This is a genomic window from Devosia lacusdianchii (genome assembly GCF_022429625.1).
Classification (GTDB): domain Bacteria; phylum Pseudomonadota; class Alphaproteobacteria; order Rhizobiales; family Devosiaceae; genus Devosia; species Devosia lacusdianchii.
Map to the genome: position 1 here is coordinate 1,968,302 of NZ_CP092483.1, position 15,320 is coordinate 1,983,621.

At 63.1% G+C, this 15,320-nt stretch carries 14 protein-coding genes and 1 pseudogene; 10 read left to right on the top strand and 5 right to left on the bottom strand.

Annotated elements, in window-relative coordinates; all coding sequences use genetic code 11:
* Positions 1-170 precede the first annotated feature (170 nt).
* Positions 171-1,448, top strand: coding sequence for an ATP-dependent Clp protease ATP-binding subunit ClpX (gene clpX / locus MF606_RS09430; RefSeq protein WP_240233544.1), 1,278 nt, complete (start codon positions 171-173; stop codon positions 1,446-1,448).
* A gap of 71 nt (positions 1,449-1,519) precedes the next feature.
* Positions 1,520-1,750 (top strand): hypothetical protein, encoded by a 231-nt coding sequence (locus tag MF606_RS09435; protein ID WP_240233545.1) that lies wholly within the window; start codon positions 1,520-1,522, stop codon positions 1,748-1,750.
* Here the strand turns inward: MF606_RS09435 and MF606_RS09440 are convergent.
* The gene (locus tag MF606_RS09440; RefSeq protein ID WP_240233546.1) at positions 1,747-2,148 is read right to left on the bottom strand and encodes an SMI1/KNR4 family protein; all 402 of its coding nucleotides are present in this window, start codon (positions 2,146-2,148) and stop codon (positions 1,747-1,749) included. The two genes, MF606_RS09435 and MF606_RS09440, sit on opposite strands and share 4 nt — an antisense overlap.
* A gap of 52 nt (positions 2,149-2,200) precedes the next feature.
* Positions 2,201-3,283 carry a citrate synthase/methylcitrate synthase gene (locus MF606_RS09445; protein ID WP_240233547.1) on the bottom strand — a complete coding sequence of 361 codons (1,083 nt, stop codon included), beginning with the start codon at positions 3,281-3,283 and terminating at the stop codon, positions 2,201-2,203.
* 82 nt (positions 3,284-3,365) lie between these two features.
* Here MF606_RS09445 and MF606_RS09450 point away from each other — a divergent pair, with 82 nt between their 5' ends.
* A complete protein-coding gene (locus MF606_RS09450; protein ID WP_240233821.1) occupies positions 3,366-4,481 on the top strand; it encodes a citrate synthase in 1,116 nt (371 codons plus the stop codon).
* A 181-nt stretch (positions 4,482-4,662) separates the two neighbouring features.
* Here MF606_RS09450 and MF606_RS09455 read toward each other — a convergent pair whose 3' ends face one another.
* Together MF606_RS09455 and rocF are read right to left on the bottom strand one after the other, a co-directional pair.
* Positions 4,663-5,703 (bottom strand): ornithine cyclodeaminase, encoded by a 1,041-nt coding sequence (locus tag MF606_RS09455; protein ID WP_275693140.1) that lies wholly within the window; start codon positions 5,701-5,703, stop codon positions 4,663-4,665.
* 11 nt (positions 5,704-5,714) lie between these two features.
* A complete protein-coding gene (gene rocF, locus MF606_RS09460) occupies positions 5,715-6,686 on the bottom strand; it encodes an arginase (RefSeq protein WP_240233549.1) in 972 nt (323 codons plus the stop codon).
* Positions 6,687-6,808: 122 nt separating this feature from the next.
* Here rocF and MF606_RS09465 point away from each other — a divergent pair, with 122 nt between their 5' ends.
* The 3 genes from MF606_RS09465 (at position 6,809) to MF606_RS09475 (ending at position 11,031) form a co-directional block, all read left to right on the top strand.
* Positions 6,809-7,234, top strand: coding sequence for an Lrp/AsnC family transcriptional regulator (locus tag MF606_RS09465; protein ID WP_240233823.1), 426 nt, complete (start codon positions 6,809-6,811; stop codon positions 7,232-7,234).
* Between the two features lie 378 nt (positions 7,235-7,612).
* Positions 7,613-10,051 carry an endopeptidase La gene (gene lon, locus MF606_RS09470; protein ID WP_240233554.1) on the top strand — a complete coding sequence of 813 codons (2,439 nt, stop codon included), beginning with the start codon at positions 7,613-7,615 and terminating at the stop codon, positions 10,049-10,051.
* A gap of 218 nt (positions 10,052-10,269) precedes the next feature.
* On the top strand, positions 10,270-11,031 hold the full coding sequence (locus MF606_RS09475) for a glutaredoxin family protein (protein WP_240233556.1): 762 nt from the start codon (positions 10,270-10,272) through the stop codon (positions 11,029-11,031).
* A gap of 99 nt (positions 11,032-11,130) precedes the next feature.
* Here MF606_RS09475 and MF606_RS09480 read toward each other — a convergent pair whose 3' ends face one another.
* Entirely contained in the window at positions 11,131-12,534 is a 1,404-nt protein-coding gene (locus MF606_RS09480; protein ID WP_240233557.1) for an MFS transporter, read from the bottom strand.
* A gap of 66 nt (positions 12,535-12,600) precedes the next feature.
* Between MF606_RS09480 and MF606_RS09485 the strand changes: the two genes are divergently transcribed.
* The 4 genes and pseudogenes from MF606_RS09485 to MF606_RS09500 all read left to right on the top strand — a co-directional run bounded on the left by MF606_RS09485 (position 12,601) and on the right by MF606_RS09500 (position 15,254).
* Positions 12,601-13,005 carry a helix-turn-helix domain-containing protein gene (locus MF606_RS09485; RefSeq protein WP_240233558.1) on the top strand — a complete coding sequence of 135 codons (405 nt, stop codon included), beginning with the start codon at positions 12,601-12,603 and terminating at the stop codon, positions 13,003-13,005.
* A 102-nt stretch (positions 13,006-13,107) separates the two neighbouring features.
* Positions 13,108-13,386: pseudogene (locus tag MF606_RS09490) on the top strand (tetracycline resistance MFS efflux pump); the annotation flags it as partial.
* 191 nt (positions 13,387-13,577) lie between these two features.
* Entirely contained in the window at positions 13,578-14,777 is a 1,200-nt protein-coding gene (gene tet, locus MF606_RS09495; RefSeq protein ID WP_240233559.1) for a Tet(A)/Tet(B)/Tet(C) family tetracycline efflux MFS transporter, read from the top strand.
* 204 nt (positions 14,778-14,981) lie between these two features.
* Positions 14,982-15,254 carry an HU family DNA-binding protein gene (locus MF606_RS09500; RefSeq protein ID WP_240233560.1) on the top strand — a complete coding sequence of 91 codons (273 nt, stop codon included), beginning with the start codon at positions 14,982-14,984 and terminating at the stop codon, positions 15,252-15,254.
* The last annotated feature ends 66 nt before the right edge of the window (positions 15,255-15,320 follow it).

Consider the following 15,320-nt stretch of genomic DNA (forward strand, 5'->3'; position numbering starts at 1 on the left):
TGACCGGCGTTAAGCACATTGCAGATGCGCCGTGGACTGTGATGTCCACGCAATTGCACCTAGCCGCATCGGTCTTTAGGATCGGTGCGGCTTAGACTTTCTTTAGGCTCGAGCGTTTACCGTTAAGGATACGCTTGGTTTGGGGGCGCTCTGCCCCCGGGAGTGACAGGATGTCCAAAGAGACAACGAACGGCGAAACCTCAAAGAACACGCTTTACTGCTCGTTCTGCGGGAAATCCCAGCACGAGGTTCGCAAGCTGATCGCCGGTCCGACCGTGTTCATCTGTGATGAATGCGTCGAACTGTGCATGGACATCATCCGCGAAGAGAACAAGACCTCTATGGTCAAGTCCTCCGATGGCGTGCCGACACCTGCCGAGATCTGCAAGGTGCTCGACGACTACGTCATCGGCCAGTTCCGCGCCAAGCGCGTGCTGTCCGTGGCCGTCCACAACCACTACAAGCGCCTGCACCACTCGTCCAAGAACCAGGATATCGAACTTTCCAAGTCGAATATCCTGCTGATCGGGCCGACCGGTTCGGGCAAGACGCTGCTGGCCCAGACCCTGGCCCGCATTCTCGACGTGCCTTTCACCATGGCCGATGCGACCACGTTGACCGAAGCCGGCTATGTCGGCGAGGACGTGGAAAACATTATCCTGAAATTGTTGCAGTCTGCTGACTACAACGTGGAAAAGGCTCAGCGCGGCATCGTCTACATCGACGAAGTCGACAAGATTTCCCGCAAGTCCGACAATCCGTCGATCACCCGCGACGTCTCGGGCGAAGGCGTGCAGCAGGCCCTGCTGAAGATCATGGAAGGCACCGTGGCTTCCGTTCCGCCCCAGGGCGGCCGCAAGCACCCGCAGCAGGAATTCCTGCAGGTGGACACGACCAATATCTTGTTCATCTGCGGCGGTGCCTTTGCCGGTCTCGAGAAGATCATCTCGGCACGCGGCGAGGGCTCGGGCATCGGCTTTGGCGCCACCGTCAAGGACCCCAACGACCGTCGCGTCGGCCAGATCCTTGCTGATGTCGCGCCGGAAGATCTGGTCCGCTTCGGCCTGATCCCGGAATTCATCGGCCGCCTGCCAGTGCTGGCGACCCTTGAAGACCTCGATATCGCCGCGCTGATCGAAATCCTGACCGCCCCCAAGAACGCCCTGGTGCGTCAGTACCAGCGCCTGTTCCAGATGGAAGAAGTCGAACTGACCTTCCACGAGGACGCTCTCAAGGCGATCGCGGAAAAGGCCATCGAGCGCAAGACCGGCGCCCGCGGCCTCCGCTCGATCATGGAAGCCATCCTGCTGGACACCATGTATGACCTCCCGTCGCTCGAAGGCGTCGAGGAAGTGGTGATCTCGGAAGAAGTGGTGCGCGGCAAGGATATTCGCCCGCTCTACATCTACTCCGAGCGCAAGAAGGACGACGCGCCCGCAACGGCGTAACATTTGGCGACGAATTGAAAGCGCCGGGCGACGAGCCCGGCGCTTTTGTTTGGACAGCTGCTGGAGAGGACATGCGTAACCTAGTCGCCACGTTCGGAGTTCTGGCGATCGGCCTGGGCACGATCTGGCTTGGCTTCGGATTCGACTACATCCAGCTAGGAGGCCTCGCATGTTTTGACGCGTGCAACCCGTTTGATACGGGACCCAATCAGTTTTGGGCCAGCCTGGGAGCCGCCACGCTGCTTGCGGGCGTTGGTGCGTTCATTTACCTCGCCGCGCCACGAAGCCGCGAACAGGCCTAGCGTCTCTCCCGCAAGGTCTTTCCGCCGCATTCAACGAGAAGCTGTTCGAGCGAGGCGGCCGATTTCTCCATCGACTCGATGTCCATGCTTCCCATGCCGACCTCGTAAACGGCGCTATCTCCCGCCTTCATCACCAGCGCAGTCCCGCCGCTGTCATCGCCGATCATGACATAGCCTGGCAGATACTCCTGCACCTCATAATCGGCATTGCGTCCGTATATCGCCTCGAGTTCGAGAAGCGCGAGGCGTCCATCTGTGTAGAGGCCGTTGGAGACGCGAAGAAAGGCCTCGTAGTCGGAAGGCAGCCTGTATGAGGCTTCGGCCTGATGGGATGCAATGTCGTCCGGGGACGCCGGCTCATTCAGGCTGTAAGTCCGTTTCAGTGCTTCTCGATCCATCGATCTCTCCACGTCCGCGTGGCCGGAGAGGTCGACTGAAAGCGTGGCGATTTCAAGCCGCCACGTCGGCCCTAGGCCCGACATAGATCGACATTGGGCGGATCAGCCGGCCGTCCAGCGCCTGCTCGCGCGCATGGGCGATCCAGCCACCAACACGGCCCATGGCGAAGACGCAGGTAAACGCCTCGCGCGGGAAGCCCAGCGCTTCCAGCAGCAGCGCCGTATAAAACTCCACATTGGTATCGAGCGGCCGATCCGGCTTCTTGCGCTTGAGCAGGTCAAGCGCAGCGGCCTCGACAGCCTCGGCCAATGCCAGCCGGGCAGGGTCGATCGCTCCTGAGCTCGCCAAGCCGCGCACGGCCCCCTTAAGCGCATCGGCCCGTGGATCGCGCACGCGATAAACTCGGTGGCCGAACCCCATCAGCCGCTCGCCATTGGCCAGCGCGCCTTCCAGCCAGGCCGGGGCGCTAGCAGGACTACCCGCTGCGTCGAGCATATCGAGCACCGGACCGGGCGCGCCGCCATGCAGCGGCCCCTTGAGGGCGCTGAGCGCCGCCAGCACCGAGGACGTCAGTCCCGCCTGGGTCGAAGCCACCACCCGCGCCGCGAAGGTCGAGGCATTGAGGCCGTGATCGGCCACCGTTACCAGATAGCGATCCAGCGCCGCCACCTGCTGCGCGCTCGGCATGCTGCCCGTCACCATGCGCAGCGTATCGGCGGCATGGCTGAGCGCCGGATCGGGTGCGAGAGGCGCGCGGCCATCCTTCAGGCGCAATAGTCCGGCCGTGAACACCGCCGGCGCCGCCACCAGGCGCAGCGCCGACGCAAGGTCGTCCCCGTCACCCACGCGGGCCAGCAGCGCGCGCATCGCTTCGACGGGCGGGAGCCGCAGCAACGCAGCGTCGGCCGAGGCCAGGTGCGCGAACACCTCGACCCGCGCCGCGCCCAGTTGCGCCGCCAATGGCGCGGCCCCTGCAAAGAACCCGTCGAACAGAAGTTCCAGCACATCTTCGTAGCGGCTGCCCGCCACCAGATCGTCCAACGACACGCCGCGGACGATCAGCCGCCCATTCTTGCCATCGACATCGGACAGCACCGTCTCGGCGGCAACGACATCTTCGAGACCAGACTTCATCTCGTTTCTCCTGTGCTTGTTGCCGCACAAGGTAGGAGGCTTTAGATTGACGTCAATCTTGATTAAAAGGATCAATGTCAACGTGGACTGGCTGACGGCGGACGACGCGCTCCGACTTCTGGGTACGCAGCGGCAGACTCTGTACGCCAATGTCAGCCGTGGGCGGATCAAGGCCAAGCCCGATCCCGACGACAGCCGCCGCAGCCTCTATCGAGGTGACGACGTACGGCGCCTCCTGCAGCGCGGTGTGGGTCGGCGCAAGCAGGAGGCGGTTGCGACCGGGGCAATGCAGTGGGGCGAGCCGGTCTTGCGCACCGGCATCTCCACCATTGCAGCGGGGCGGCTGCTGTATCGCGGGCAGGATGCATGCACGCTGGCGACCACGGCCAGTCTGGAAGACATAGCGATGCTGCTCTGGCAAATGCCGGTGCACCTTCGCACCGCGGAGCCCAGCTTGGGGCAGGGTCTACCGGCAGCCTTCGCCGCATTGGCCGAGCGCGCCGCGAACCCGCCCGGCAATCGTTCGCCGATCACTCTGGCCCAGGAAGCCGGCGCAGTCCTGGGAACGCTGGCGCAAGCGCTGACCGGTGCTGACGATGGCGACCTGCTGCACGCACGCCTAGCCGAGGCATGGAAGCGTCCCGCGGCAGCCGACATCATCCGGCGCGCCATGGTCGTGCTGGCCGATCATGAGCTCAACACCTCCACCTTTGTTGCCAGGGTGACGGTGTCGACTGGCGCGTCGCTCTGGGCAGGCACGCTGGCGGCGCTCGCTGCACTGAACGGACCGCGGCATGGCCTCGCGTCGCGCGAGATCGCCGCTCTGGCAGACGATATCGGGCACCGGCCCGAAATGGCGGAGGCAGAGCTGCGGGATTGGCTGGGCGAGGGCAGGGACGTTCCGGGCATGGGCCACCGGCTCTATCCTGACGGCGACGTCCGTGCGGCGGCGCTGCTGGAGCAGTTTTCCTTGCCCCCGCAATTCGCGTCGTTCCGACTGGTCGCGGAACGCATCACCGGCGAGACCGCCAACGTCGATTTCGCACTCGCCGCGCTCGTTGCCGCCTATGATCTGCCCAAGGACGCACCGCTCATGCTGTTCGCTCTGGCGCGCTCCGTCGGCTGGCTTGCTCACATGCTGGAGCAGGCCGCTACCGGCCAGTTAATCCGGCCGAGAGCGCGATACGTGGAGGGATAGGATGGATCGTGGCGGCAGGAGAACTCATCACCGAAGCACTCGACTATGACGGCGGCCGGCAGGTCGCAACACCACGGCCCGTTACCCTCGGGCTTGACCCGAGGACGTTGCACTTTTCTGCGCTTGGTACGTGAAGAGCCCTCGGTCCGCCCAAGGGTGACGAGCCGTGGGTGGACCCACCTCAAGCCAGTTCGAGCGTCCTCGCCAAGACCGGCCCGGCGATCAATTCGCCATAGAGGTTCTTCGGGTCGGCCACATCAGGCACGAGGTCGAGCAGCTTGCGTCGGTCGTCTGTCAGGTCGTGCACCAGCCGCAGGGCCGAAAAATCCTCGATGGCGAAGCCAACTGAGTCGAATACGGTGATGTCGTCGTCGCCGGTCCGGCCATCCTTGACGCCTGCCAGCACTTCCCACAGTTCTGCCACAGGATAGTCGGGGGCTGCCTGCTGGATTTCGCCTTCGATACGGGTCTGGGGCGTGAACTCGACGAAATACTTGCCGATAGCGAGGATGTCGGCGGCCAGTTCGGTCTTGCCGGGGCAGTCGCCGCCGATGGCATTGATATGCGTGCCGGGGCTCAACATCGCGGCATCGATCACCGCCACCTTGCCTTTGACGGCAGTGCAGACCGTTACGATATCGGCGCCAGCGACGGCTGATGCGACAGATGGCGAGCGCACGAGATTCATGCCGAAGCCGGCGGCATTGGTCATGAACTTGTCGACCGCCAGGACATCTGGATCGTGGACCCGGATCTCCTCGATGCCGAGCATGGCCTGGAAGGCGAGGGCCTGGAACTCCGATTGCGCTCCAGCGCCTATCAACGCCATGACGCGGCTATTCGGGCGGGCCAGCAGGGAGGCGGCAAAGGCCGAGGTTGCGGCGGTGCGCAAAGCGGTGAGCAGCGTCATCTCGCTGATCAGCAGCGGGTAGCCGGTGGCCACGTCGGCGAGCACGCCAAATGCCGTGACCGTCAGCTTACCGATCTTGGGGTTGGACGGGTGTCCGTTGACATATTTGAAGGTGTAGAGCTTGCCATCCGAGGTGGGCATCAGCTCGATCACGCCATCCCTGGAGTGGCTGGCGACGCGGGCGGACTTTTCGAACTCCGCCCAGCGCGAGAAATCGGACCGGACATAGCCGGCGAGTTGGGTGAGGAATGCCTTTGTACCGGTGGACCGGACTAGCCTCCTCATGTCTTCGACCCCGATGAATTGCGTCACTTTTGGCGCTCCTAGATGCTGGTTGCCGCTTCGTTGATAGACATGCGCGCGGTCTGCCGCGGCATGATCTGGCGGCCGAACAGGCTCGCCGCCAGGTCGACCAGCAGCCGGGCGCTCATGCCCGCGTGGTCGAGATAAGGATTGAGTTCGACGATATCGAGCGAGCCCATATGGCCGCAGTCATGGATCATCTCCATGACCAGGTGCGCTTCACGGAAGGTCAGGCCACCGGCGACTGGAGTCCCGGTACCCGGTGCGATGGCCGGCTCGATTACATCCACGTCGAAGCTGACATGCAGGTGCCCGCCAACGGCTTCGACGCGTGCCAGCACTTCGCGCATCAAGGCGACGACGCCCATTTCGTCGATCCGGCGCATGTCGACGACGTTGACCCCGCGCAGCTCGAGCAATTGCCGCTCGGGCCGATCAATCGACCGGGCGCCGAAAATGGTCACATTGCGCGGATCGACGCGACCACGCCAATCGCCGTCATATTCCGGGCCGAAGTCCGGCTCGCCGCAGAGCAGGGCTAACGGCATGCCGTGGATATTACCGGTCTCGGAGGTCGCCGGAGTGTTGAAATCACCATGGGCATCGACCCACAGCACGAACAACGGCTTGCCAATGGCTGCGCAGTGGCGTGCGACACCCGAAATAGTGCCCATCGAGAGGGAATGGTCGCCGCCGACAAAAGCCGGCAAGCGGCCCGCGCTAAGGCTAGCCAGGGCAAGGTCGCTGCTCTGGCGCGCGATAGCGAGCACTTCCGCCTTGCGCTCGCCGGACAGCCGCCATGGCGTGCCACCGGCAGCGCGGTCGGTCCAGACGATGTCGCCGTGATCGCTGGCGGTATAGCCGAGCGTCGCCAGCGTCTCGAGCAGGCCGGCCACGCGCAGGGCATCCGGTCCCATGCCGGTGCCCCGACACGACGCGCCCGCATCGCTGGGAATGCCGAACAAATCGATGGCGGGCGTGGCATGGTTCATTGGTCGGAGTCTCCTGCTGTCAGAAGATTGTGCAGGTGCGCCGTGTGTACGAATAGCCGGAATAGTGATAGATTCGCGTAGCCAATTTCTCATTCTGATAAGCACGAGCGCACAAAATGATATTGGACGACCTCGACTACCGCCTGATCTCGCTGCTGCGCACCAATGCCCGCACGCCAGTGGCTAAGCTTGCGCTTGACCTCAAGGTCTCGCGCGCAACCGCCAAGGCGCGGATCGACCGGCTGGTACAGGGTGGCGCCATCGCCGGCTTTACAGTCGTCCTGGCCGCGGCGCCCAGCCAGGGTATTCGGGCCATCACCATGGTGGAGGTCGACGGCAAGCACGAAGCCGCCGTGATGAAACGCCTGCTGGGCATGCCCGAGGTGCGCCAGCTCCACAATACCAATGGCCGCTGGGACATGGTGGCGGAGCTGGAAGCGCCGGACGTGGAAGCGTTTGACGACCTGCTGCGGCAGATACGGCAGATCGATGGGATTGCGTCGACGGACACGAGTATTTTGCTGAAAGCGCGACGGAGTGTGGGGTAGGCTTAAGAGGATTCGCCCACTCCAGATCGTCACCCAGAGATCGCACTATTCCGGATTGCGCTCTTCAACGCACCCAATCGTGAAAGTGCGGAGCCCTCGGGTCAAGCCCGAGGGTGACCATCTGTGGCGCGGGCTGCTCCGCTCAAATGGCCCCACATCCATCCCGCATGCAAGCCACACCACTGTTCCTGCCCGCCCGCGCATATCTCCTGTGTGCTCGCCAATTAACTGTCATATTTCGGCTAAGGTTGACTTGTGCCCCCCATAGGCGAACCTATTTATTAACCGGAATCAGCCCAGCCTAACGATCTGGAGCTGTCTACTACTACGGGCGCGCACCATCTCCCTTCCTCCCGCGCGCCCCGGAAAGGATACGAGATGACGGACGTCAATCCCACGGGCGGCGATGCAAGCCGGGATCGCGTTTACCCAGTTCTCCCGCTGCGCGATATCGTCGTTTTCCCCGGCATGATCGTGCCGCTGTTCGTCGGCCGTGAGAAATCGGTCAAGGCGCTCGAAGAAGTGATGCGCGACGACAAGCACATTCTCGTCGTGACCCAGAAGAATGCGCAGGACGACGATCCAGCGCCGGATCAGATCTACGACACCGGCACCATCGCTACCGTCCTGCAGTTGCTCAAGCTTCCAGATGGCACCGTGAAGGTCCTCGTGGAAGGGCTCAACCGCGCCACCATCGATCGCTACCTGCAAACCGTCGACTATTTCGAGGCCGAGGCATCCGTGTTGCCAGAGCCCGAGGAAGACGCCACCGAGATCGAGGCCTTGTCGCGCTCGGCCACCACCGAGTTCGAAAGCTATGTGAAGCTCAACAAGAAGATTTCGGCCGAGGTCGTCGCGGCCGTCGGCCAGATCGAAAACCACAGCAAGCTTGCTGACACCATTGCCAGCCACCTGGTCATCAAGATCCACGAGAAGGAAGACCTGCTTTCGACCGTTTCGGTCGCCGAGCGCTTCCAGAAAATTCTTGGCCTGATGGAAGGTGAAATCGGCGTCCTGCAGGTGGAAAAGCGCATCCGCAGCCGCGTCAAGCGGCAGATGGAGAAGACGCAGCGCGAATACTACCTCAACGAGCAGATGAAAGCGATCCAGAAGGAACTGGGTGACGGTGAAGAGGGCTCTAACGAGATCGCCGAGATCGAGGAGCGCATCGCCAAGACCAAGCTCAGCAAGGAAGCCAAGCTGAAGGCAGAGGCCGAGCTCAAGAAGCTCAAGTCCATGAGCCCGATGTCGGCCGAGGCCACGGTGGTGCGCAACTATCTCGATACGCTGCTCGGGCTGCCCTGGGGCAAGAAGAGCAAGGTCAAGCGTGACCTGATCCTCGCCGAAAAGGTGCTGGATGAGGATCACTACGGCCTCGAGAAGGTCAAGGAACGGATCCTGGAATACCTGGCCGTGCAGGGTCGTACCGGCACGCTCAAGGGCCCCATCCTCTGCCTCGTCGGCCCTCCGGGCGTCGGCAAGACCTCGCTGGGCAAGTCGATCGCCAAGGCGACCGGCCGCGAATTCGTGCGCATGGCCCTCGGTGGCGTGCGCGACGAAGCCGAGATCCGCGGCCATCGCCGCACCTACATCGGCTCCATGCCCGGCAAGGTGATCCAGTCGCTCAAGAAGGTCGGCAAGTCCAACCCGCTCTTCCTGCTCGACGAAATCGACAAGATGGGCCAGGACTTCCGTGGCGATCCGAGTTCGGCATTGCTTGAGGTTCTCGACCCCGAGCAGAATCACACCTTTGCCGACCACTATCTCGAAGTCGATTACGACCTTTCCGACGTGATGTTCGTCACCACGTCCAACACGCTCAACATCCCGGGCCCGCTGATGGACCGCATGGAGATCATTCGCCTGTCCGGCTACACCGAGCAGGAGAAGCACGCGATCGCCAAGCAGCACCTGATCCCGGAGACGCTCAAGGAGAACGGCCTCGCCCATGGCGAGTTCGAGCTCTCCGACGCGATGCTGACCGCCTTGATCCAGCGCTATACCCGCGAAGCGGGCGTGCGTAACCTCAAGCGCGAAATCGGCAAGCTGATGCGCAAGGCAGTGACCGAGATCGTGAAGACCAAGGTCAAGACTGTCGTTATCGACGAAGAGAAGCTCACCAAGTATCTCGGCGCCGATATCTACAAGCATGGCGAGATCGAAGCCGAAGCACAGGTTGGCCTGGTGACGGGCCTGGCCTGGACCTCGGTGGGCGGTGAGCTGCTGACCATCGAAGGCGTGATGACGCCGGGCAAGGGCCGGATGACGGTCACCGGCAACATCAAGGAAGTGATGAAGGAATCGCTGACTGCGGCGACGGCTTATGTCCGCTCGCGCTCGATCGATTTCGGCATCAAGCCGCCGATGTTCGACACGCGCGACATCCACGTCCATCTGCCCGAAGGCGCCACCCCCAAGGATGGTCCGTCGGCTGGTATCGGCCTCGCCACGGCGATCGTGTCGGTCATGACCGGCATCCCGGTTCGCAATGATGTCGCCATGACGGGCGAGATCACGCTGCGGGGTAGGGTGCTGCCCATCGGCGGCCTCAAGGAGAAGCTGCTTGCAGCCCTCCGTGGTGGCATCAAGACCGTGCTGATCCCGGAGGAGAATGTCCGCGACCTCGCCGAGATCCCCGATATCGTCAAGGACGGCATGGAAATCGTGCCGGTCAGCCGCATGGACCAGGTCATCGAGCGGGCGCTGGTGCGCAAGCCCGAGCCCATCGAGTGGAATTTCGACGAGGCGCCGGCAGCGGTTTCGACCACCGTGGACACCGGCCCGGCCGACGACGCCACAGCCGGCCTGCCGCACTAGGCAGCCCATGCATTGAATGAAACGGCGGTCCGCAAGGGCCGCCGTTTTGCTTTCCGGCCGACCTAATGGTTCTCGCCAGTCCCCAACCTATTCCATGTGGGAAGCCTATTGACCTTCCCATGATGGGAGGGTTCATAAGGGTGCTGACAGGAGTTATTTGCTCCACCCACTCACTATCAGAGGCAGCGCGGCGGACATTCGCGCGCCAGGAGATCCAGATGTCCCAGACAGCAATTATCTATCGCATGGTCACGCCGGAGCACACTTGCCCCTGGGGCCTGCGTGCCGTCGACCTTCTGAAGCGCAAGGGCCTCAAGGTGCAAGACCACCACCTCACCACCCGTGCCGAAATTGACGCCTTCAAGGCCGAACACGGCGTCCAGACGACGCCGCAGACCTTCATCGATGGCAAGCGGGTGGGCGGTTACGACGATCTGCGGCGCCATTTCGGGCTGCGCGTCAAGGACAAGAAGGCGCTGACCTATACGCCGGTGATCGCCCTATTCGGCATGGCCGCTGCCATGGCGCTCGCGGCGAGCTGGGCGGTGTATGGCAACGTTCTTACCGTTGCTGCGGCCGAATGGTTCATCGCCTTCGCCATGTCGCTGCTGGCGTTGCAGAAGCTCAAGGACGTGGACGGCTTTGCCTCCATGTTCCTCAACTATGACCTGCTGGCGCAGCGCTGGGTGCCCTATGCCTTCATCTATCCGTTCGCCGAGGCCCTGGCCGGCGTGCTGATGATCGCCGGCGCCCTGATGTGGCTCTCCGTGCCGGTGGCCCTGTTCATCGGCACCATCGGCGCGGTCTCGGTGTTCAAGGCGGTCTATATCGACAAGCGCGAACTCAAGTGCGCCTGCGTCGGCGGCGACAGCAATGTCCCTCTGGGCTTCGTCTCGCTGACCGAGAACCTCATGATGGTCGGTATGGCCATCTGGATGGTGCTGAAACCCGCCAGCATGGCTGTGGGCGTCGGACACTGAGAACGAAGATCGCCGCCGACGCCCCGTTTGTGCCTGAGACCTCGTGGTGAGCTGAGCAAACCACGAGGTCGAGCATTCAAGCCGTAGGCCGCGCTGCTCCTACGCAACGGGCGCAAACCGGCGCCGACCCAGAACGGCCAGCACCATCGCCAGCGCCGTCAGCGCCGCCGAGATCAGGAAGCTCACGGTGAACGCGTCAGCAATGCTCGACGCCGACGCCTGCGCAATTTGCCCCGTACCCACCAGCGCCGTGAATATGGCCGCCATCAGCGACGCACCGGCCAGCAGGCCCAAGTTGCGCGACAGGCCGAGCAGGCCCGACAATACCCCGCGCTCAGCCTTCGACGCGGCCATCATCACGGAGGCATTGTTGGCCGCGAGGAAGAGCTGGAAGCCGGGGGTCAGCACGATCAGCGCCCCGACATAGCCGACCACGCCGAACCATCGCGGCAGCAAAGCAAGGCAGACAAAGCCGAGCACGGTTTCGGCGAGGCCGAGCATCAGCGCACGGTCGACCCCCAGCCTGTCCGCCAGGCGTCCGGCGGGAGCACCCGCCAGCGCCGCAGTCACTGGCCCGACCGCCATCACGAGGCCGGTCGTTGTCTCATCCAAACCCAAGGCGAAGCTCAGAAAGAACGAGCCTACCACCAGTGTGGACATCATCACCGTACCCAGGAGCAGGTTCATGCTCAGGCCCGCTGCGATAGAGCGGTTGCCGAGCAATGGCAGGGGGATCAAGGGCGACGACGAACGCATCTGGACTCGCACGAAAATCGCGAGCGCCAGAGCCGCCGGCAACAACAGCATGCCCGCGCCCCACGGCACGGCAACTCCGGCGCCGGTGGTGGCGAGCGAAAACAGCCCCAATGCCACGGTCAGGAGCAGCGTCCCGGTCCAGTCCATGCGTGCAGCCGCCCCGATTCCAGACCGCTCCGTCATCGGCAATGCCCGTAAGGCCAACGCCAGCACCAATGCTCCGCCAAAGGCCAGCAGCCCAAAGGCCGCTTGCCAACCGAGGTTGGCCATCACCACGCCGCCCAGGGACGGCCCCAGTGCGGTTCCGGCGGCGGACATGGTGCCGAGCAGGCCCATGACGGCGCCCATTTGCGCCTCCGGCACGGCGTCCCGCGCGATCGACATCGGCAGCGCCACCAGTATCGCCCCACCAATTCCCTGCAGGGCCCGGGCCGCGATCAACAGACCAAGGTTCGGACTGATCGCACAGAGACCTGAGGCAATCGCAAACAGCACCAGCCCGGCCACCAGCATGCGTCGGTGGCCGTAGAGATCCCCCAGGCGTCCCGCTGACACGATCGTCACCGTCATCGCCAGCAGGTAGGCGAGGATCACCCATTGCAGTTCGCCGAGTGTGACTGGGAAGGATCGCGCCAGCGTCGGCAGCGCGATCGTGGCGATGCTGATACCCAGCGACGCTAGCAGGGTAGCGCCCGCTAGCACGGAAAGTGCGGATGTAGACGCGGTCGGATTGGGCCCGGATTTCATGAGTTCCTCTTGAGACAGAATGAAGCGGGCGCTACACTCCCACTTCAAGTCAGCTTGAGGTCAAGAGTGAATCTGCTCGATATCGGCGTTCTGTCCGAACGCTCGGGGATGCCCCCATCGGCGCTGCGTCATTACGAGGCGATCGGCCTCATCGAGTCGGTGGCGCGCCGGGGCCTTCGGCGGCAATACGATCCCTATGTGCTGACCCAGCTTTCGCTGATCGCGCTCGGCAAGTCGGCCGGTTTTTCGCTGGACCAGATCAAGGGCATGTTCGGGGAGAATGGCACGCCGGAACTGCCGCGCCTCGATCTCCACAAGCGCGCCGACGCCATCGACGAGCAGATTCGCGGCCTGATGACGCTTCGGGATGCGCTGCGGCACGTCGCTGAATGTCAGGCGGAAAACCACATGACCTGTCCCAAGTTCCAGCAACTGCTCCGCGTGGCCTCGCAGAAGGCCCGCCGCCGCTGACGCCGAAATCGGCCGCCGTTTGTCAGGCGCCGCTCTTGGCGGCAAGGCTCGCCTGCATGCCGTCGATCACATAGCGCAGCCCGCGTTCGAATACGGCCTCGGATGGCGTTCGCCTATGAGAGTTGGATAGGCTATGCCGTCGCTCCGCTGTTCGCACTCGGTGGCGTGGCCACGCCGGCCCAATCGCTGCTGACCAGCCGCGTCAACGACAATCAGCAGGGCCAGTTGCAAGGCGTGATGGCCAGCCTGATGAGCCTCGCCGGCATTGTCGGTCCGGTGCTGACAACGGCCGTGTTCTTTTCCACCAAGAGCTTCTGGATCGGTACGGTGTGGATCGCCGGCGCCGCGCTGTACCTGCTTGCCACTCCATTATTTACCACGGCAACCGAAAGTGGCGACCGCATAGGCATCGCAGATCGCCGAGCTGTTCAGAGAGCTGGGCCTCGTCCAAGAAAGTCCAACTGCTCCTGTCGCATTCTGTCAGCACCAACGGTCATAAGGGCGGCGGGCTTGTAACGCGTCCGTGAACGCCCTACGTCCCTTTGCCGGTGGCACTCACAGGAGTCAGGACCTTGAACAAGGCACTCGTCGTCATTCTCGCTGCCGTTACGCTCGACGCCGTCGGCATCGGCCTGATCTTCCCGATCCTGCCCGCCTTGCTACGCGACGTAGGCCATATCACCGAGGTGGCGACGCTTCTGGGGGTCATGTTGGCGCTGTACTCGGCCTGCCAGTTTTTGTTCTCGCCCATCCTGGGCGTGCTCAGCGACCGGTTTGGCCGGCGCCCGGTGCTGCTGGTTTCGCTGGCCGGAGCGGCCATCGACTATCTCATCATGGCCTTCGCGCCGCAGCTTTGGCTGCTCGTTCTGGGCCGGGCCATTGCAGGCATCACCAGCGCCAACATGGCGGTCGCCACGGCCTACATCACCGACATCTCCACCGAGGACGAGCGCGCCAAGCGCTTTGGCCTGTTCCACGCTATGTTCGGCATCGGCTTCATCATCGGCCCGGTGCTGGGTGGGCTGCTCGGCGACTTCTGGGTTCGCGCACCATTCATCGCCGCGGCCCTGCTCAACGGCGTCAACTTCGCCCTGGCTCTGTTCGTGCTTCCGGAATCGCGGCCCGGGAAGTCCGATGCCAAGTTCACCTGGGATACATTGAACCCGTTCAAGCCGCTAAAATGGGCGCTGACTTTCGCTGCGCTGATTCCGATGATGGCCATTTTCGTCATCATGAATTTCGTCGGCACCATGTACGGCACCATCTGGGCGCTGTTCAGCGAAGACAGCTTCCAGTGGAACGGCATGATGATCGGCCTTTCGCTGGGCGCCTTCGGCGTATTCCACGCCGGGGCACAGGCATTCCTGACCGGTCCGGCCGTGGCCCGCCTCGGCGAACGCTGGGCTCTCGTGGTCGGCATGGCCTGTGAATTGACGGCGCTGGTCATCCTCGGCTTCGCCACGCAAGGCTGGATACTTTTCGCCCTTGCGCCGCTCTTCGCCTTGGGCGGCATTGGCATGCCGGCGCTGCAGTCACTGACCACGACTCAGGTCGGGCCTGACAAACAGGGGCAGTTGCAGGGCGTTCTGGCGAGCCTTGTAAGCCTTGCGGCGGTTTTTGGACCGTTGTTTTTCAGCTTCGTCTATTTTGGCATCCGCGGCTCCTGGCCGGGTCTGATCTGGATCATCGGGGCCGGAATCTACCTGTTGGCACTACCGCTTATGCTGGGAATCAGGCGCAGCCCGATCATGGCTCCAGCCGTGGGCGAGTGAGGCCAAAAGACGCAGAAAGCCCCGGAAAACTGGGAAAAATGCACATTGCGGACTTGCCGGAGCAGATTTTCCGGTCCATTAACAGTTCGCACCGTCCGGCCTCGTAAGAAGCCCGGAAATCCTTGCGTTTCATCAAGAATCGACCAAGGGTTGCCGCGCTTTAGGTTCGCCAGCGAGGGCGGGCATTCACCGTGAGGAAACGCTATGAACAAAAACGATCTGGTTGGCGTCGTCGCCGACAAAGCGACGATCACCAAGGCACAGGCCGCCGAAGCGGTTGACGCAGTGTTCGAGGCCATCACCGGCTCTCTGAAGGCTGGCGACGAAGTCCGTCTCGTGGGCTTCGGCACTTTCGCCGTTTCGAAGCGCAAGGCTTCGACCGGCCGCAATCCGGCCACCGGCGCCGAGATTCAGATCCCGGCCTCCAACCAGGCCAAGTTCAAGCCCGGCAAGGGCCTGAAGGATGCGATCAACTAAGATCGATCTCTGATCGTCATAGTTATCGGCCCCGAGCGCCTCGCGCCGGGGCCGTTTCTTTTTGAC